We start from the raw sequence: 18874 nt of genomic DNA, 5'->3' as shown, positions 1-18874 counted from the left end.
TTTATCAGAAAAAGAAGCGTTGAGCTTATTACACACCGCTCAGCAATATTCTGTCTTTTAGGATTCATGTGTTGAAGGTTACGCTAAGCAAGCATTAGCTGATAACTTTGTTGACTTTAATTTACCCGAAGGAAGGCATCAAGGGCCGCTAATTGTGTTGTCGTTGTGTTTGTTCACAATTTAACTGCTCAAAATTCAATAACCACTTTTTTCTATGTAAGCCACCAGCGTAACCAGTTAAGCTACCATTTTTACCAATTACACGATGGCAAGGGATAATAATAGCAATAGGGTTTGCGCCATTGGCTGCACCAACAGCGCGCACTGCTTTTTTATTATTCATTAGTTCGGCCTGTTCGCTATAACAGCGGGTTTCACCGTAAGGAATTTGTTGTAAAGCTTGCCATGTTTGTTGTCTAAAAGGCGTACCTTGTGGCGCTAGAGGTAAGTGAAACGTGGTGATTTCACCAGCAAAGTATTGCATAAGTTGAGTTTTAGCCTGTAAAGTCAGTTTGTTTTCTGTACATGAATTTGCCATATATAAATCTTGCTTACTGATACTATCAATAAATTCAACCCGATAAATAGCGTTTTTATTTGCAAAAATGGCAAGTTCACCTAGTGGTGTGGCTAATGTGCTGCGGTACAATTTATTCATAATAAGTTCCATACTTGAAAAGTTAAATAGGATTGCCATGGCACGGTGTCTTCGGGGGTTAATTTCATGTCGTGCTGTGTTAAAGCATTTTTGATTCCTAAATCGCCCCCCAACCAAATATTAGGATCACTTAAACCACGCATTTTGGCATAATCGATAGTCCACGGGCCAATACCTTTTAACGACAACCACTCGCTTGGTGAAGCTTGTGGTTTTTTTGCTATGAACTTAGCTAAATTCATTAAGGTTTCTCGTCGAGATACAGGCATTTTTAATACACTTAAATTGCTATTAATTATATTTTGTGGCGTAGGAAAGAAAACTAAGTCACCTTGTTTTGAGCCATAATGCTCAACTAATGTGGCTACGAGTTTAAGTGCGCCAGCGACGGAAATTTGTTGACCTAAAATGGCTCTTACACCAGCTTCGAATAAATCCCATGTACCAGGTAAGCGTAACCCAACACAAGCTTTGTTGTTAAATCCATTTAATGTAGAAAGATGTTGTTCAATACTTGCTATGTCAGCGTCTAAATCTAAAATACGGCGAATATTTCTTACTACAGGCATTAAGTAATTTATATCACTTAGGTTGATATTTACGTTAAAGCCATTTTGGGTTTCATTATGGGTAGCGGTAAATTGCCCATAAATATTTTGACCATTACATTTGTTTTCTTGTAAACGACAAGGCCAGCTGAAGCTTCTGCCATAGCTGTGGTCAGTTACCCATTCTATTGGTGTAATAGCTCGGCGTTTTAAAAAATCGCGTAATTGTGGCCAAGCGTAAGGAGGGCGGTAACTTAAAAATAAGGTGATATCATTGTTTGAGACGATTTTGTTTTTTCGTAAACTAGACGGTGTTAGTTTTAGTTTCGTTTGAAAGCAATCATTAAATCGGCGTAAGCTATTAAATCCTGATGCAAAAGCAATTTCGGTAACACTCATTGATGTTTGCTGCAGTAAGGATTTAGCAAACATAAGTTGTTGATGTTGTGTGAAATTTTTGGCGCTGGTGCCTAAGCTTTCTTGAAATAATCTGTTTAGGTATCGAGTAGAAATACCTAGGCGTTCAGCAAGTTGGCTAATGGTTTGAGAGGAAGGTAACTCTGTGTTAATTAGTGTTAAGGCACGTTCAAAGGTGGTGTTTTTCCCTTTCCATGCAAAAGAGTCTGGCGCGGAATCGGGTCGACAACGTAGGCAGGGGCGATAACCGTGATTTACGGCGGCAATAGACGTTGTAAAATATTCAACATTGCACTCTTTGGGAGTAGGTGCAGGACAAATTGATCGACAAAATATTCCTGTCGTTTTAACCGCAATAAAGAACTTGCCGTCAAAGCGAGCATCACGAGATAGTCGTGCCTGCTGGTATAAGGTATTGTCCATGTTGTTAGTCATCACCCTGTGATTGTTTTGCACAGTGTAATAGCTAACAAGTGTTAACACTAGCCAGATTCGGAACTGATAGTTATCTTATAGAAACTATTATTTTAATTTAACATGGCTATGAATATAGCTCTGGAGTCAGAGTGAAATTTAAATACCCCGTGTAGGTTGGACTTCAGTCCGACAACGGGGCAATAAATTAGCCCCTACAATGGCTATAGCACTTTTATCACATTGAACGCTTACTGCGCCGTCCAAGCGCCATCCATAGGTAATGATGCTCCAGTAATACTACGCGCACTATCACTGCATAAAAATAAAATAAATTCACCAATTTGACGAGGGTTCATCATTTCGGGTAAAGGTTGTTTGGCAGTAACTAAGTTATATTTTGCTTGCTCAAAATCAACTTGTTCCTTTTCAGCAATATCTTTAATTTGATTATTAATTAATGGTGTATCTACCCAACCAGGACAAATAGCGTTGGCGGTAATACCTGATTCTGCACACTCTAAAGCAACCACTTTTGTTAAGCCAATAATGCCATGCTTGGCAGCCACATAGGCAGATTTGTTTAATGAACCAACTAAACCATGTACGGAAGCTATATTGATAATACGACCCCAGCCTTCGGCTTTCATCTCGGGTAATGATTGTTGAATTGTGTGAAAAGCAGCGGTTAAGTTAATTGCTATAATTGCATTCCACTTGCTCACAGGAAAATTTTCAACACTTTCAGTATGCTGAATGCCAGCATTATTAATTAAAATATGAATAGAACCCATGATGCTCTTAGCGTGCGCCATAAAGGCCGCAATAGCCTCTGAATCCATTAAATCTGCATTATCAAAGTAGGTTTTAATATTATATTTTGTTGCAAATTCTTGTGCTAATGCTTCACCTTTTGTTTGGCTCATTAAACCGTGTAAAACTAAATTAATACCTTGTTCTGCAAGCGTATGTGCCGTGGCTAAACCAATACCACTCGTTGAACCTGTGATGAGCGCTGTTTTGCCTTTAAGCATAATAATATTCCTATTTTTCATTCAATAATTGATAAAGCGTTAAGCTATTTTCGATTATATTAGCGCAATTGATTTACTTTATATTTAGCACCATAGTGCTATATAGGCTTTTGGTGTTATGGATACTTCATTACAACAAGGTAAATTTACGATTAGTAGTTATTCGATAAAGCGAGTTTCTGTTATGATCGGCCATCTTAGAAATTATTATTTAATTATTACTCAATTATTGTTGGAACGGTAAATTAATGTCAGCTATTGAAGAGCAAATCAGCGAGCAAATCGCTCAAGAACTTAATGTTAAAACCTCACAAGTGAATGCGGCGATTAACTTGTTAAATGATGGTGCAACAGTACCTTTTATTGCTCGTTACAGAAAAGAGGTAACGCAAGGCTTAACAGATACCCATTTGCGTGAATTAGCGTCACGACTCAGCTATTTGCGTGATTTAGAAGCGCGGCGTCAAGTTATCTTAACCAGCATTAAGCAGCAAGACAAACTCACAAATGAGCTTGCCAAGCAAATAGCCGATGCTGATAATAAAACCCGTTTAGAAGATTTATATTTACCGTATAAACCTAAACGTCGCACTAAAGGGCAAATTGCTATAGAAGCAGGTATTGAGCCGTTAGCCAATGGTTTATTCAATAATTGGCAGCTTGATCCTGAACAAGAAGCGCAAGCCTATCTGAATAAAACGGCAAACAATGATACAGGTTTTATTGATGTAAAAAGTGTATTGGAGGGTGCTAGTGCCATATTAGCTGAACGTTTTAGTGAAGATGCTAATTTATTACAAAAGCTACGAACTCATATGCTAAAACAGGCTCATTTAACAAGTAAAGTTGTTAAGGGTAAAGAAGGTGAAGCGGTTAAGTTTCGCGACTATTTTGAACACAGTGAAAAATTAAAATTGGTTCCTTCACATCGTATGCTTGCCATGTTACGTGGTCGTAATGAAGGCTTTTTGCAATTGAAAATTGATGTTGATCCTAACCAAGACAAAATGGCGATTTCTAGTGCTGAGCAAATAATTAGTGATCACCTAACATTAAGGTGCTTCTCTGCTAGTAATGATCAAAAAGCAGCTAATTTTTTAGCTAGTACAGTGCGATTAGCATGGAAAAGTAAATTGAGTGTTAGTTTAACAAATGAGCTATTAACTCAGCTACGTGAGCAAGCAGAATCACAGGCGATTAAAGTTTTTGCTGAAAACTTGGCTGATTTATTAATGGCAGCACCAGCTGGTGCAAAAGTAACCCTAGGTTTAGATCCTGGTTTACGCACAGGTTGTAAAGTAGCGGTTGTTGATGCTACAGGTAAATTGTTACATACCACTACTATATTTCCTCATGCACCACAAAATCATTGGGAAAAGTCAGTACGTACTTTAGTTAATCTTTGTCGTCAATATAAGGTTGAATTAATTGCCATTGGTAATGGTACTGGTTCGCGTGAGAGCGACAAATTAGTGAGTGAAGTTATTGCTCAATTTGACTCTGCAACAGGGCAAGAAAAACCTAAAAAAATGATGGTGAGTGAAGCTGGAGCATCGGTGTATTCAGCCTCAGAATTTGCCGCCAATGAATTTCCAGATCTTGATGTTTCAATACGTGGTGCAGTCTCAATAGCACGTCGTTTGCAAGATCCGCTAGCTGAACTCGTAAAAATAGATCCGAAAGCAATTGGCGTTGGTCAATATCAGCATGACGTTAGTCAGAGCCAGCTAAGTAAAAGCCTAGATGATGTAGTGGAAGATTGTGTAAATTCTGTTGGTGTAGATCTTAACTCAGCTTCAGCTGCATTATTAACACGGGTTGCTGGTTTAAATAAAACCATGGCGAATAATATTGTGAACTATCGCGATGAACAAGGTGCTTTTGTTAATAGAAATCAACTGAAAAATGTTGCCCGTTTAGGCCCCAAAGCATTTGAACAAGCCGCTGGCTTTTTACGTATAACGGGTGGTGATAACCCGCTGGATCAGTGTGCTGTTCATCCCGAAACTTACCCCATTGTTGAAAATATTATTAAAAAACTCAATATTGCTAGTGCAGAACTGCTAAATAATGCTGCGCAATTACAGCAAGTTAATGTTAGCGAATTAGCGACAGAACAGTTTGGTGAAGTGACTATCAACGATATTATTCAAGAACTTATCAAGCCAAATCGTGATCCTAGGCCTGAATTTAAAACTGCTACGTTTGCTGAAGGTGTTAATACAATAGCTGATTTGGAGGTTGGTATGGTGCTTGAGGGGGTTGTGTCGAATGTTGCTAATTTTGGTGCTTTTGTTGACGTAGGTGTTCATCAAGACGGCCTTGTACATATTTCAGCCATTACAGATAAATTTATCAGTGATCCGCGAGAGATAATCAAGGCAGGAGATATTGTGAAAGTTAAAGTGGTGGAAGTTGATGCTGCTCGAAAACGTATTAGTTTAACCATGCGTTTACATGACAGTGTAGCTAAAAATTCACAGGCTATGCCACATAGTAAAAAAGCTAAAAAAGAGGTTCATAATAATTCGCATGTTTCTGCACATGCCAAGACAAATAAACCTGTTAAAGCTAAAGTTAAGAAAGTAGAGAATGCCGCTATGGGTAATGCTTTTGCTGATGCTTTTGCTAAGTTAAAAAAATAAATGCTATTCATTAAAAAATATTAATAAAAAGTGTTGACAGTACAAATGATAATGATTATCATTTGTTTGTTGGTTAAGGCAAGTGAACGCTCTCTCAGGTGTTTTAACTAATAGCAAGGCGGTAACTTGGTGGTTATGCTCCAGGACACATAGTCACCAAGTCCTTCTTTGCGAATTGATCCAACTTATTCCTTTGGGTCAAGTCGATTAAAAATTTTTGATGGTTTAGCCAGTATTCATTTTAATGAGTACTGGCTTTTTTTATGAAGTTTTAATCGAATTGCTATTAAAAAAGGGGAAGCAAAAGCTTCCCCATAAAATAACCTCGTTGAGAGGTTAACTAACGCAAGATCATTAGTGTTTTATCATTTAAGTTTTGATGTTAAACACTATAAAACGTATTTAGCTGATACTTGAAAGTAGTTTGAATCAGCGTCAACTTCATCCATTTCAAAATTACCAAATTCAACGCCGAAAGAAAGTTGTTTAGTGATGTCTTTGAATAAATTCACACCCCAATGAGTACGGTCACGATCGGTAAGGTCAGTCGTAGTATTGCCATAAAATACTGAACTACGAGTGTCTTCGCTCCAGAAGTGTCGATAAGCAACTAAAAAAGATGTTGTTTCTTCTACTTCTATTTTTCCTTGTGAGTTTGTAGCAATATCAGTTGCTGCTGCTACACCCACATAACGCCCCACATTGCCACCATGTACTTGGAAGCGGAAATCATCTTTGCCAACAGTTTTAATACGGCCTGAAACACCATAACCAAAAGCCGACTCACTACCATCAACTGTTTGTAATTGACGTGCTACACCTGCAACGGCAACATTACCCCAGTCACCTTTAAAAGAATATTTAGCAATAAAATCAGGTACCGAATCATCCCCACTTTTGATGGTGCTTACGTTATCTGTATCTGGATTATTGTCATGATCATATGTTGTACCGTAAGATTCAGGGTTCTCAATGGCTAACTCTAAACCTCCATTGGTATAACGAATTTGACCTTGACGAATAAATGCTGATGCAACTAACGGCCCACCGAAATCAGCTGCTTCTGCTAAAGCGCTGGTGTTCATGAACGTAGTCCAAGTTTGACCAACGGTAATGTTCTTATATTTAATAAAAGCATGACGTAAACGTGGGTTAGATGAATTAGATATAATTTCATTACCACCGCCAGAAGTACCAGAGCCATAAAAGTCCATTTCAATGAAGCCGGTAACATTACCATGAACGTATTTAGTATTAAAACGTGTTTCATTAACTGCAATGCCAAAGTTTGATTTGTTTTCACCAATTTTACTTGCACTACCAATCCAGTAATTACTGGCTGCGATGTTACCGTCAACATATCGTGCGTCCGCTTTGATATAACCACCAAAAGTGATTTTATCATTGTCTGTTAAATCAAACGTATAACCAGCATTAGCAGCGCCAGCTACAGTTAAAAGACCAGCAGCCAAGAGTAATTTACTTTTATTAAGTTTAAACATGTGTATCCCCATTTTGTTTGCTTTACAGCAATTGTTTTATATTATGTTTTTGTTGTGATATTTATTTTTTATTATAAAAGCTGGAGATCTACGCCTCTTCTTTTTGCTTTTATGCAACAGCGTTAGTGTTGTTTTGAGAATCAAATCAAAACGATGTTGAATTTTTGTTCAGGTATTAAGGTAAGATTAAAGCGAAGTTAAAGGAATTAGACCTAAGTCTAAAATAGCAATATTTAGCCTTAGACTTTAGTCGAGCGAATTAATTTTAAGGGGATTATTGTGTAAATAACCTGAGTTCAGGTGGGGTAGGAATTTGTTTACGCACTCAATGTAAGCTGACAATTTCAACCTATACAATTAAAAAGTCAGCCCACGATTCATGATGAGATTTTATTGAGGTGATAGATGTTATTTTGCTTTGAATCCTATTCTAAATCCACCCCAATGTTTACCTTTAACATAGATAGGCGCAGATATATCATGCATTATCTCACCCGTATCACGTTTATAGGTCTGTAATAAAAATTTATCAGTATGTTGAGCACATCGAATGCCTGTAGGGTCATTAAACATGCGCTTGGTACGATTGTTAACTATGTCAACTTCAGGATTGCCTGTTAAGGGTTTAGAGAAGCGTTTATTATGGGTAGGAAAATAACCATTAATATCAACTGCACCAGCATAAATCATTTCGCTAAATTCATCTAATAGCGGTTCCTGAATTTGAGGTAAGTTTCTATCCGTAAATTCATCAAAACCTGAAGAGAATTTTGGAGGTTCGCTATTTCCTAGAGGTTTATATTTAAAGTCAAATAGTTGTTGTTGTGATATTTTGTTAGTGGCGATACTCTCTTCAAAAAGATCACTCACTTTTTGCGCGGCTAATTGTGCTTGCTTGCACATGGTATTTATGAATGTATCATTGTCAAATTCTGATAAATGAACAAAAATAGATTCACTATTATTTGATAATGTTTGTGCTTGTGCTGATATACGTTGAGTTTCGTTGCTCTTATCAACCAGAAAATCATGCAAATTAACCACTGAGTTTGATATTTCGCCAGCTGCGATATCCTGCTCCTGTAGGGCGTGGCTAATTTGATTGCTAGCTGCGGCTGAGTCAGACATTAAGTGGTCAATTTCGGTAAAAGATTGCGACAAGTCAGTTAGCGTACTTACCACACTGTCAGTTTGCTGCACTATCGTGTTCATCACAGTCGTTGTTTTGTTTGTTTCTTTACTTATTTGATTTAGCATCTCTCCAATTTGATGAGTTGCGTCGGCAGTTTTTGCAGCTAAAGCTCTCACTTCGTCAGCCACAACAGCAAATCCACGGCCTTGCTCTCCTGCCCTAGCTGCTTCAATAGCCGCATTTAATGCTAATAAGTTTGTTTGCGAGGAAATACCATCAATAACATCGGTAATACTCTGTATTTCTAAGGCTTTTTTCTCAAGCGACTGAATCATGTCTGAAGCATTGGTTACCGATTCATTCAATAAATTTACCACGGTAATATTATCATGCAATTGCTTTGAGCTAGAAGCGCTTGCGCTCATTGCTTGGTTTGCTTGGGCTGATGCATGCTCGGCATTGTCATTTATTTGCTTGCTGTTCATTGACATTTGCTCAGCAGCTGTTGCCAACCTATCTACATCATCACTGGATTTTTCTATGGCTTGGCTCAATTGTGTTAGAAAAAAGCTAATTTCCGCTGAGTTGATTGCTAATTCACTGGCTTTTACACCAATTTTTTCGCCAATGTCAGCAAAGTTGGTTGATAACTGTTGAGATGTTTCTTTATTATTATTTTTGTTATTAGACTGACTTTGATTGATGATAAAAAAAGTAGCTAGAAAGCAGATAATGGCTAAGACAACTGTAGATAAAGTAGTTGAAGAGAACAAGTTGGCACTAAAGTAGTGAAAAATAGTAATTAGTAACGTGACGAACAGCGCTAATAATATATTAGGTATTAATTTACTAGTCATTATAGTTACCTTTATTTAGCTTATTTAGTAAGAAACTCATTCTATTAGTATAGCAGAATATAATAATATGATTGTGTTATACAATTATACTTTAGTTGATGTTTTTGGCGCTAAAGTATTATTTTAAAAGAGTAACTAGGTATATTTGGCCTGCAAATAATTAAATACTGCTCGCATACCGAAAGCTTCACCACCTAAAGGACGACCTGATAGAGATCGAACGTTAAAAGCCATGACATCAAAGTGCACCCAGTTGGTATTTTTACTGACAAATTTCTCTAAATATAAGGCGGCGGTAATTGCACCGCCAAAAGGACCTGCTGAGCAGTTGCTCATATCAGCAATTGTACTTGAAAATAAGTCAGTGTACGGTTGATATAGTGGCATGCGCCAAGCGGGATCATTAATTTTATTACCTGCGTTAGTAATACCTTCTGCAATCTTGTCGTTTGTAGTAAAAAAGCCTGCTATTTCTGTACCTAAAGCAACACGCATTGCGCCTGTTAATGTGGCAAAATCAATGATTAATTCGGTTTTATCATTATCTGCTTCTGCTAATGCATCACATAATACTAGGCGACCTTCTGCATCGGTATTGTCAATTTCAACTGTGATGCCCTTACGTGTGGTAATTACATCGCCAGGACGCATTGCGTTGCTTGAAACAGCATTTTCAACGGCAGGAATCAAAACCCGTAAGTAAATTGGTAACTTATGAGACATAATTAAACGCGCTAAACCTAACACATGTGCTGCGCCACCCATGTCTTTTTTCATGTTACGCATACCCGCAGCTGGTTTTAAATCTAACCCACCGCTATCAAAGCAGACACCTTTGCCAACCAATGTAATATGGGGATTTTTCTTGTTTCCCCAAGTAAGATCGATTAGCCGTGGTTGGTGCACGCTGGCACGGCCAACAGCATGAATAGTTGGATAATTATGAACAAGCAAATCCTCACCGATAATTTGAGATACTTGACCATCAAAAAGCTCGGCTAATGCTTGAGCTGTATCGCCAATATTTTGTGGCATCATATCCGCGGCAGGTGTGTTAACTAGATCACGTACCAATGCTGTTGCTTGTGCATAGCGAATGGCGCTATCAATTAATTCTTGGTCAATTACTGCTAAGCTTGGAAGTTCTTTTTTAGTTTCTTTAGCTTTTTGTGTTTTATAAGTAGAAAATTCATAAGCACCCATTAGCCAACCAAAACAAATGGCTTGATGATGCTCTTCGGCAGCATTGAGTTTGTATTGTCCTGGTGGCAATAGGGTAATTAAGTTACCACAAGCAAAATAATGGCTGGCGTTTTCAACAACGAAAATTGCATGGCATAATGTGCCTTCTTCTTTGGTAGAAAAATTAGGTAATAAAGCTAAACCTTCACCATGATAATTTGTTTGTTGCAACCACTGCTGATTACTTTGACTTTGTGAAGCAAGCCATTGTGAGTAAGCAGATTTTTCTATAATGGTTAGCGGTGTGCCATTATTTCCTAATGTAAGAAGATTATTCATAAGTTGCCTTTGTAATAACTTTGTATCTTTATTGATATAATGCTCAATTGTAACTTATGTAAGTAAAAGGGAAAGGGGCATAAACACTTTCTTTGTCTATTTTTTGATTGTTACAATATTAAATCTTTTAGTTGTATTTTATCTGCTTTGGGTTTGCTGTTGACTTGTGCAAGTAATAATTCTGCTGTAGCAATAGCATCATTAAGCGCATTGTGCCCATGATGATCTGGTAATTGGTATTTATGACGTAATTTTGATAAACGTAGTTCTGAAGGATCATAAGACACGTCACGTTTATCTAATTGTCTTTTCGCAATAACCAAGGTGTCTATAATAGGAAAATCGGGCACTAACCCATACAACTCAAGGCATGCTTGTTGTAAAAACTGCCGTTCAATGCGAGCAAAGTGAACTAACATGACTTTACCCGCTAACGCGTTTAATAATTTTTCTACAACAATGTGTAATGGTTGTCCTTGCTCCTTTTGAGTGTCGGTAATTTTGTGGATTATTACATTGCTTTCTTCAAGGGTAGTTTGTGCTTGTATTATTTGGTGGTAGCATGATTTTAGTTTTATCTGCTCATGCTCCATTGCAACAAAACCAACACTCAGTAATTTGTCTGCTTTGGCATCAAGGCCTGTGGTTTCAAAGTCTACGGCTAAAATGGGTAAGTCGTTTATTGGTGTTTCTAGTGCTGGAAAAGGTACAGCTAAAAATTTTTTCAGGGGCCCATCGGGCGCTTTTTTAAATAATCGCTTACGTTTTGCTTCGTATCCTGTTAAATAATTAATAAATGACGTGATTGCCATTAGAAGGTGGCCTGTCTTGAATCTTGCAATGTTTTGATCACTTTAAATGCATCTTTTAAGTGTTCACGCTCTAATTTTGATAATTCTTTGGGAGATAAATAATTATCTGCATCAAGCCCTGTCATTAATTTATTGGCTTGGTGTTTAACGCGTAAAATGCCCAAGAATTCATAGGCATCGATAAGGTTTTCTGCGGATGATTTAGTAATGGCAGCGGTACCTGCCGCTTGCTTAATACGCTCAATAGTATTAACCGCACTAATACCTTGAGAAAGCGCATAGATGCGAGCAAGGTCAACAATAGGTGCAATACCGTTATGCTTTAGATCTAAAGTGGCCTTGTGTTTGCCGTTTTGTTTAAGCACAAAATCTCTAAAAAATCCAAGCGGAGGGCGTAAACCTAACGCATTTTTTGATAAGTGGGCGATAAAGAGGCTATTGTTTTGTGTTTTTCTAAGTAATTTTTCCCGAACGTTGTCAAGTAAGTTAGCATCACCGAAAATGGTGTCTAAATCAAAAAATACACTTGAATGTAATAATGCTTTTGGCTTTGGCGTATCAACCCAATCATCAAAATATTGCTGCCAAACTTTTGCAGGTTGGCGCCATTTGGGGTTGGTTGCCATAATATTACCAGGACAATAAATGAAACCACATTCAGCTAAACCATCACAAACAAAGTGAGCTAAACTTTCAAACCAAGCATCATCGTAAGGTTTCATAGAATCACAAATAATAATAGCATTGTCTTGGTCTGAATGAGCAAGTTGCTCTTGCCTAGCTTGCGAACCTGCGGCTAACCAAGCATAAGGAACAGGGGCTTGACCATATTTTTCTTCAGCCATTTCAATTAATCGTTTGGTGAATGCCATCGTAATGGCACTAATACTTTTACCAACATGATCAGCACTTGCGCCTAATTTAGCTAAACGAATTTGTAATTTAGGTAAAAGATTACTGATTTCTTTTAATTCGGTTAAATTTTTAGCTTTATGGATTATGCTTGAAAAATTGACCGCATTATGTCCTTCATTGTTCATTAAATCTGTAACAGTAACCATGCCAACAACTTCACCCTGATTTGTCACGGGTAAATGGTGAATATGCTTAGCCGTCATAGTCATGAGTGCATCGTATGCATTATTTTTGATATCAATGGTTGTCATGTTTTTTGTCATGATTTCGCAAATGTTGGTTGTGATGGGTAAACCTTCGGCCACGCAACGACGGCGTATATCTTTGTCAGTGATGATGCCAACACAACGTTTGTTATCAAGCACTACCAAACAAGAAAACCCTCGCTCGGTCATTTGCAAGGCTGCCTCTTGAATAGTGTGATTAATATCGATACCAACGACAGGGCTATGATAAAAGTTACTAACAGGAGTATTCATCAAAGAAGAAGAAATAATGGCTTCTTCATTGGCCTTAGACATTCTTTGTTTGAGACGTTCAGCAGAATTATTACTAAAGTAATCACTAATACTTGGGTAATTTTCGCCAATATCATGCAATATTTTGGCGTTCAGACTATAAACTAAGCAATCTTCATCTGTTTTGACTTGTCGGCTTAGTATTTCTCTTGTATTAATTACATTGGCTGATAATTGTAAGCTTTGTTTACAAAATTCGGTGCATAAATCACCTTCACCAAGTCGAGAAACTAACTCTTTATCATTGGCAAGGCAGCTCAGCGCGCCTTTACGCACAATATATAAGTGTGGTTCAGTGATTCCTTTGGGGGGAAGGTATTCATCTTTACGAACATAATGAATTGTGAGCTCTTTTATTAATCGTTCTAATGCCGCTTTTGGTAAGCTGTCAAAAGGAGGAATACTCTGAATAAAGCTATAAATTTCTGAAAGTTCGGTGTCCATTTTTAGACTCCATTTTGATTACCAGCGTGTGTTTGCTTTTCGAACAAAAAGCCTGCATTTACCTAAGAAATACCACAGATAATTTGAAAAACACTTTCAAGCTTATCTGCCATTAATGATAATTTAGAGTGGTGGCTGTAGGTAGTCAACTATTGAAGTAACAATGTAGACTAAAGTTGCACTTGTATTCTCAATTGCCCTAGAAGCCCCTATAACACTAGTTAAAATTAAATCATCATTAGTTTGATTTATTCGCTAAAACATTGATCTAGACTAAAGTTTAATATCAGAGAAAAAAAAAGGTTGTTAGATTTAATAACGTTGAAGTTGAATATGGATTTTTGCCTTTGTTGATAAAAAACGACAGACAAAAATACATATTCATACTTTTACTAAAATTATTACTAATAAAAAAGCCTAATAAAAATACATATATTAATGTGAGCTCATATTAATTGAAACATAGGCTATAACGTCGCTAGGAGACTATTGTGGAAAATAAAGAAACTTATTGGTCGGAGAATCTTCGTCTAATCTTTATATGTCTTGCAATCTGGTTTGCAGTTTCATTTGGTTTAGGCTTGCTTCTTGTAGAGCCACTAAATGCGATTCGTCTAGGTGGGTACAAACTTGGTTTTTGGTTTGCACAGCAAGGTTCTATTTATTCATTTCTTGTTTTAATCTTTTGGTATGGCGCCAAAATGAATAAGCTTGATCAAAAATATAAAGTGGAGGAATAAGCATGGATGAGTTACAACTATATACTTACATTGCGGTCTTCGGTACTTTCGCGTTATATTTTGGTATTGCTTGGTGGGCGCGTGCTGGGTCTACGAGTGATTTCTATGTGGCTGGCGGGGGTGTTACCCCGATGCAAAATGGTATGGCAATTGGTGCGGATTGGATGAGTGCTGCGTCATTCATTTCAATGGCGGGTTTAATTGCTTTCTTAGGTTACGGTGGTTCAGTTTTCTTAATGGGTTGGACAGGTGGTTATGTACTACTTGCCATGCTACTTGCGCCATACATGCGTAAACACGGTAAATTTACTGTACCTGAATTTATATTTGATCGATATTATTCTAAAACAGCACGTATTGTTGCGGTAGTTTGTTTAATTATCGCGTCATTGACTTATATTATTGGTCAAATGAAAGGTGTTGGTGTTGCTTTTTCTCGCTTCCTTGAAGTTGATTACGGCTTAGGTTTAGGCATCGGTATGGCTGTTGTTTGGGTATATGCTGTATTAGGCGGTATGAAAGGTATTACTTATACACAGATCGCGCAATACGTGGTTATGATTTTTGCCTATACAATTCCTGCGGTATTTATTTCTTTACAACTAACAGGTAACCCTATTCCACAATTAGGTCTAGGTAGCACGTTAGCTGATGGCAGTGGCGTTTATTTGCTTGATAAATTAGATATGGTTGTTACTGATTTAGGCTTTAAAGAATATACTACATCAAACTTAGGCGGTACGTTAAATATGTTCGCTTATACTATGTCTCTTATGATTGGTACTGCAGGTCTACCTCATGTAATCATGCGCTTCTTTACGGTTCCTTCAGTACAAGCAGCACGTTCTTCAGCAGGTTATGCCTTAGTGTTTATTGCGTTACTTTATACTGTTGCTCCAGCTGTGGGTGCAATGGCACGTTTAAACTTGATGCACACTATTGAACCAGCTGCAGGTCAAAATCTTGAGTACTCTGAACGTCCACAATGGTTTAAAGACTGGGAAAAAACTGGCCTATTAAAGTTTGAAGATAAAAATGGTGATGGTAAAATACAGTATACAGCTGATAAAACAACAAATGAAATGGTTAAAGTTGACCGTGACATTATGGTATTAGCTAACCCTGCAATTGCCAATTTACCTAACTGGGTAATTGCATTAGTTGCCGCGGGTGGTTTAGCTGCAGCACTATCAACAGCAGCTGGTTTATTGTTAGCTATATCCTCTTCAATATCCCATGATTTAATGAAAGGTGTGTTGACGCCTGATATGTCAGAGAAAAATGAATTACTGGCAGGGCGTATTGTAATGACTATTGCGATATTGATTTCAGGTTACTTAGGTTTACATCCACCAGGATTTGCGGCAGGTACTGTGGCATTAGCCTTTGGTTTGGCTGCGTCAAGTATCTTCCCTGCATTAATGATGGGTATTTTCTCTAGAAAAATGAGTGGTACAGCTGCAGTTTGGGGTATGATTGCGGGTATTGGTGTAACTATGCTGTATGTGTTCCAACACAAAGGTATTATGTTTATCCCTGGTACTTCATTCTTAGGTGATATGGGGGCAGATTGGTTCTTTGGTATCTCGCCTAACGCTTTTGGTGCTGTGGGTGCTTTAGTTAACTTTGGTGTTGCCTTTACTTTACTTAAATTTACAGGCCCAGCGCCTACGCATATTCAAGAGATGGTTGATCATATGCGTTTACCTGGTAAAACCAGTGCAGCACACGCTCACTAATCAGTAAGGTTCGAGAGTTAAATATAGAGATGTAATTATTGAATCTCGAAATAGAATAAAGGGCTGGACGACAATTTTTTAAGAGTCGTTCAGCCTTTTCTGTTATATTGCCTTGTTAAATAGGATTAATTAAAAAGAAGTAGATATGAATAGACATCTTAAAGTTGCTTTTATGGTTGCCCCTTTCCTTGCTGTACTGGGGTATATTGGTGCTGATTACTATAACGAAAGTGAAGCAGCTAAAACAAAAATCATTCAATTAGTTCCAGAAGGGCATTGCGATATTATTAATCAAAGTTGCGTGCTTGTTTCTGGTGAATTTAAAGTGAATATTTCTGATCAAGCTGGCGTAACGGAGATAAATTCGACCTTTCCGTTAGATAGTGCTACGCTTTTTTTAGTGGATGAAGCTGATAAAATGACAGCGTACCCATTAGGAATGAAAAAAAGTCCTTATTATTGGCGGAATCACACAAAATTGCGGGAGTTAGTGGGTAAGAAAGGAGATAATTATAAACTACGTTTGATTGCTAAGATTAAGGGAGGCCAGTATATTTCGGAGTTTTATACACAAACGGTTAAATAACAGTGTTCTTTGTTTTGGATCACTCTTTGAGTGCTTTAGCCTATTTTAAGGTATTTCATTGACATTTTTTATGTAATATAGGTTATCCTTGTCACTGTATAAGTTAGGTTATAAGGAAATTTTATGAAGGTTTACACCGCAAGGCAGCCCATTCTAAATAAAAAAAAACAGGTAGTTGCTTACGAATTATTATTTAGGGATAGTACACAAAATTGTTTTCCCTCGGATGTAGCACCCGATATAGCTACGGCAAAATTATTAATCAATAGTTACCTTAATATTGGCCTCGAAGAAATGACCGAAGGAAAGCCTGCTTTAATTAATTTTCCGATGGAGATCCTTTCCGAACATTTAGTGAATATGACACCCTATAAAAATATTATAGTGGAAGTGCTTGAGTCAACAGAGCCAAGTGAGAAGAATTATCAAGTGTTAGCAAAACTTTTTCATCAAGGGTTTTCTTTAGCGCTTGATGACTTTATTTACAGCGAGGCTTGGGATAAATTTTTTCCTTTAATTAAGTTAATTAAAATTGATATTATTGAAACACCGCTGTCATCAATTGAGCATCTACTTCCTTATTTTCGACAATACAGAATTAAGCTTTTAGCAGAAAAAGTAGAAACATACGAAGATTTTGTGGAAGCCAAAGCGCTTGGTTTTGATTATTATCAAGGCTATTTTTTTTGTAAACCTGAAATTCTTGTTGGAACTGAAATAAACGCATCACACCCTTTTTTGATGTCTATATACAGTGAAGTGATGAAAGAAGGGTACAGTTACAAAAAACTAGAACGTTTTTTTGAATACGATATGGATTTAACCTATAAACTGTTACGATTTGTTAATTCTATTTGGTTTGCCCACTCTAAGGAAATAAAGTCAATTAAGCAAGCTATTGCTTATTTAGGTGAAATTCAAATGCGCCAATTTGTCTGTTTGATAGTAATGGCTAAACTTAACCCAAATAAACCGACGGTATTGATTCATAATACTATTATAAGAGCTCGACTTTGTGAAAAATTTGCTAAATTAATGGGATTGCAGCAACTTTCTGAATATGCATTTTTAACAGGATTGTTTTCAACCCTTGATGCCATTTTAGATAAACCAATGCAAGATGTTTTACAGGCATTGCCTCTAGCGGAAGAAATAAATACAGCTTTGCTTAATAAAACAGGTGTTTTAGCTGAGTGTCTCGACTTTGTTATTGCATACATGGAAGGAAACTGGGATGTTATTAATCTCTTTATTCAGACTTATAACATAGCCCCAGAAAGTCTTATATCAAGCTGTAATCAAGCATATCAGTGGTTGACAGCCTATAAAACAACCTAAGTATACCCAATAAAAATATGAATAAATTAATTGGGTATGGATAAATGTAGTTTTTGGTAAATTATTTTATGCTATTTTTAGATAAGATTTAATGATTTCAGCACCATTACTTGCTTGAATTGGTTTAAAAATAAAACCAGACACGCCAATTTCTTCACATTGCTTAACTAAAGCTTGATCGGTAACAGATGACAGCATTACTACGGGTACATTATTTCCATTAGCGCGGATAGTTTGTAATGCCTCATTCCCATTCATTTCATCCATAATAACATCCATGAATAGAAAGTCAGGGTTTTCACTTTCAACCAAGGCGACTGCAGCAGAGCCATCATTTGCTTCAATGATATTTTCGTAGCCTAAATTATTTAGAAAACGTTTTAGTGCTTTACGAATCATGGCGCTGTCATCAACGAGTAATATTTTGCTACCAGTAGGTAAAGGTGTGTTATATGGGTTGGCAATACCTGAACTTTCTTCGCGTTTAGCCCCACCTGTTTGGAAATTAACATCACGTACTAATAAGTTAAAGTAATAACGCCCAACACCTTCAACGGTAATAGGGACAGTAATAATTTCTTTAACGCCAACTAAGTATTTTTCCATATCATCAAAGTTATGAACAAAGTACGGGCTAGAAAAATTAAACTCTAAATTATGTCGACTTAACAAATCAGTAGAGCGTCCTACAATGGTATTGCCCCACTCGGCCAATGCATTGCTTAGTTCTTCGTTTATCTCTGTGTGGTTATATTTTTCATCGAACATGGTTTCGCAAACAGAATTACCAATAGCGATGGCGGTTTCTGGATAATGGTGCATCATGATTACACCGTTAATACAGCCTTTGACTTCTGAGCATACGGCATAGCCTTTAAAACGAAAATCATCTACTTGATCCATAAAGGCATCGCCAGAAGAACCCGTTAGGCGTGTCATTGCTTTAAGACTAGCGATAGATTCATTGATAAAAGGGTGTAAAGTGACCTTGTAAATTGTTTCTACAGACATAAATAAAATCCAACATTTATTGTTTTTGTAATTATATGGTTGA

General features: G+C 37.1%; 14 protein-coding genes. 5 read left to right on the top strand and 9 right to left on the bottom strand.

The window, feature by feature from the left end; all coding sequences use genetic code 11:
* Positions 1 to 148: 148 nt before the first annotated feature.
* From ACE1OF_RS10055 to ACE1OF_RS10045, 3 genes are all read right to left on the bottom strand, one after another.
* On the bottom strand, positions 149 to 658 hold the full coding sequence (locus ACE1OF_RS10055) for a methylated-DNA--[protein]-cysteine S-methyltransferase (protein ID WP_448894223.1): 510 nt from the start codon (positions 656 to 658) through the stop codon (positions 149 to 151).
* Positions 655 to 2046 carry a DNA-3-methyladenine glycosylase 2 family protein gene (locus ACE1OF_RS10050; RefSeq protein ID WP_448894222.1) on the bottom strand — a complete coding sequence of 464 codons (1392 nt, stop codon included), beginning with the start codon at positions 2044 to 2046 and terminating at the stop codon, positions 655 to 657. Before ACE1OF_RS10050 ends, ACE1OF_RS10055 begins: the two co-directional genes overlap by 4 nt.
* A gap of 242 nt (positions 2047 to 2288) precedes the next feature.
* Positions 2289 to 3071 (bottom strand): 3-hydroxybutyrate dehydrogenase, encoded by a 783-nt coding sequence (locus ACE1OF_RS10045; protein ID WP_448894221.1) that lies wholly within the window; start codon positions 3069 to 3071, stop codon positions 2289 to 2291.
* Positions 3072 to 3319: 248 nt separating this feature from the next.
* Here ACE1OF_RS10045 and ACE1OF_RS10040 point away from each other — a divergent pair, with 248 nt between their 5' ends.
* Positions 3320 to 5716, top strand: coding sequence for a Tex family protein (locus ACE1OF_RS10040; protein ID WP_448894220.1), 2397 nt, complete (start codon positions 3320 to 3322; stop codon positions 5714 to 5716).
* A gap of 389 nt (positions 5717 to 6105) precedes the next feature.
* On the opposite strand, the gene ACE1OF_RS10035 is transcribed toward ACE1OF_RS10040, so the two are convergent.
* The 5 genes from ACE1OF_RS10035 to ACE1OF_RS10015 all read right to left on the bottom strand — a co-directional run bounded on the left by ACE1OF_RS10035 (position 6106) and on the right by ACE1OF_RS10015 (position 13417).
* Positions 6106 to 7218, bottom strand: coding sequence for a DcaP family trimeric outer membrane transporter (locus ACE1OF_RS10035; protein WP_448894219.1), 1113 nt, complete (start codon positions 7216 to 7218; stop codon positions 6106 to 6108).
* Positions 7219 to 7626: 408 nt separating this feature from the next.
* Positions 7627 to 9207 carry a methyl-accepting chemotaxis protein gene (locus ACE1OF_RS10030; RefSeq protein WP_448894218.1) on the bottom strand — a complete coding sequence of 527 codons (1581 nt, stop codon included), beginning with the start codon at positions 9205 to 9207 and terminating at the stop codon, positions 7627 to 7629.
* Positions 9208 to 9342: 135 nt separating this feature from the next.
* The gene (locus ACE1OF_RS10025; protein ID WP_448894217.1) at positions 9343 to 10728 is read right to left on the bottom strand and encodes a leucyl aminopeptidase family protein; all 1386 of its coding nucleotides are present in this window, start codon (positions 10726 to 10728) and stop codon (positions 9343 to 9345) included.
* A 110-nt stretch (positions 10729 to 10838) separates the two neighbouring features.
* Positions 10839 to 11540, bottom strand: coding sequence for an exonuclease domain-containing protein (locus tag ACE1OF_RS10020; protein WP_448894216.1), 702 nt, complete (start codon positions 11538 to 11540; stop codon positions 10839 to 10841).
* Complete coding sequence (locus ACE1OF_RS10015) at positions 11540 to 13417, bottom strand: putative nucleotidyltransferase substrate binding domain-containing protein (protein ID WP_448894215.1); 1878 nt, start codon at positions 13415 to 13417, stop codon at positions 11540 to 11542. The genes ACE1OF_RS10020 and ACE1OF_RS10015 overlap by 1 nt, the downstream gene beginning before the upstream one ends.
* Positions 13418 to 13908: 491 nt before the next feature.
* Between ACE1OF_RS10015 and ACE1OF_RS10010 the strand changes: the two genes are divergently transcribed.
* The 4 genes from ACE1OF_RS10010 to ACE1OF_RS09995 all read left to right on the top strand — a co-directional run bounded on the left by ACE1OF_RS10010 (position 13909) and on the right by ACE1OF_RS09995 (position 17820).
* The gene (locus ACE1OF_RS10010; protein ID WP_448894214.1) at positions 13909 to 14157 is read left to right on the top strand and encodes a DUF4212 domain-containing protein; all 249 of its coding nucleotides are present in this window, start codon (positions 13909 to 13911) and stop codon (positions 14155 to 14157) included.
* Positions 14158 to 14159: 2 nt separating this feature from the next.
* Positions 14160 to 15896 carry a sodium:solute symporter family protein gene (locus ACE1OF_RS10005; protein WP_448894213.1) on the top strand — a complete coding sequence of 579 codons (1737 nt, stop codon included), beginning with the start codon at positions 14160 to 14162 and terminating at the stop codon, positions 15894 to 15896.
* A 145-nt stretch (positions 15897 to 16041) separates the two neighbouring features.
* The gene (locus tag ACE1OF_RS10000) at positions 16042 to 16482 is read left to right on the top strand and encodes a hypothetical protein (protein WP_448894212.1); all 441 of its coding nucleotides are present in this window, start codon (positions 16042 to 16044) and stop codon (positions 16480 to 16482) included.
* 123 nt (positions 16483 to 16605) lie between these two features.
* Complete coding sequence (locus tag ACE1OF_RS09995; protein ID WP_448894211.1) at positions 16606 to 17820, top strand: EAL and HDOD domain-containing protein; 1215 nt, start codon at positions 16606 to 16608, stop codon at positions 17818 to 17820.
* Positions 17821 to 17886: 66 nt separating this feature from the next.
* Here ACE1OF_RS09995 and ACE1OF_RS09990 read toward each other — a convergent pair whose 3' ends face one another.
* On the bottom strand, positions 17887 to 18831 hold the full coding sequence (locus tag ACE1OF_RS09990; RefSeq protein ID WP_448894210.1) for a response regulator: 945 nt from the start codon (positions 18829 to 18831) through the stop codon (positions 17887 to 17889).
* Positions 18832 to 18874 lie beyond the last annotated feature (43 nt).

It is taken from the genome of Colwellia sp. E150_009 (assembly GCF_053543955.1).
The sequence above is the reverse complement of the archived record's forward strand: the minus strand, read 5'-3'. Positions and strand labels throughout refer to the sequence as shown.

Bases quoted from the DNA above. Each gene is read 5' to 3' on its own strand.
- ACE1OF_RS10035 (WP_448894219.1), bottom strand. From the start codon at position 7,218: ATGTTTAAACTTAATAAAAGTAAATTACTCTTGGCTGCTGGTCTTTTA.
- ACE1OF_RS10045 (WP_448894221.1), bottom strand. From the start codon at position 3,071: ATGCTTAAAGGCAAAACAGCGCTCATCACAGGTTCAACGAGTGGTATT.
- ACE1OF_RS10025 (WP_448894217.1), bottom strand. From the start codon at position 10,728: ATGAATAATCTTCTTACATTAGGAAATAATGGCACACCGCTAACCATT.
- ACE1OF_RS10040 (WP_448894220.1), top strand. From the start codon at position 3,320: ATGTCAGCTATTGAAGAGCAAATCAGCGAGCAAATCGCTCAAGAACTT.
- ACE1OF_RS10030 (WP_448894218.1), bottom strand. From the start codon at position 9,207: ATGACTAGTAAATTAATACCTAATATATTATTAGCGCTGTTCGTCACG.
- ACE1OF_RS09995 (WP_448894211.1), top strand. From the start codon at position 16,606: ATGAAGGTTTACACCGCAAGGCAGCCCATTCTAAATAAAAAAAAACAG.
- ACE1OF_RS10020 (WP_448894216.1), bottom strand. From the start codon at position 11,540: ATGGCAATCACGTCATTTATTAATTATTTAACAGGATACGAAGCAAAA.
- ACE1OF_RS10050 (WP_448894222.1), bottom strand. From the start codon at position 2,046: ATGGACAATACCTTATACCAGCAGGCACGACTATCTCGTGATGCTCGC.
- ACE1OF_RS10005 (WP_448894213.1), top strand. From the start codon at position 14,160: ATGGATGAGTTACAACTATATACTTACATTGCGGTCTTCGGTACTTTC.
- ACE1OF_RS10000 (WP_448894212.1), top strand. From the start codon at position 16,042: ATGAATAGACATCTTAAAGTTGCTTTTATGGTTGCCCCTTTCCTTGCT.
- ACE1OF_RS10055 (WP_448894223.1), bottom strand. From the start codon at position 658: ATGAATAAATTGTACCGCAGCACATTAGCCACACCACTAGGTGAACTT.
- ACE1OF_RS10015 (WP_448894215.1), bottom strand. From the start codon at position 13,417: ATGGACACCGAACTTTCAGAAATTTATAGCTTTATTCAGAGTATTCCT.
- ACE1OF_RS09990 (WP_448894210.1), bottom strand. From the start codon at position 18,831: ATGTCTGTAGAAACAATTTACAAGGTCACTTTACACCCTTTTATCAAT.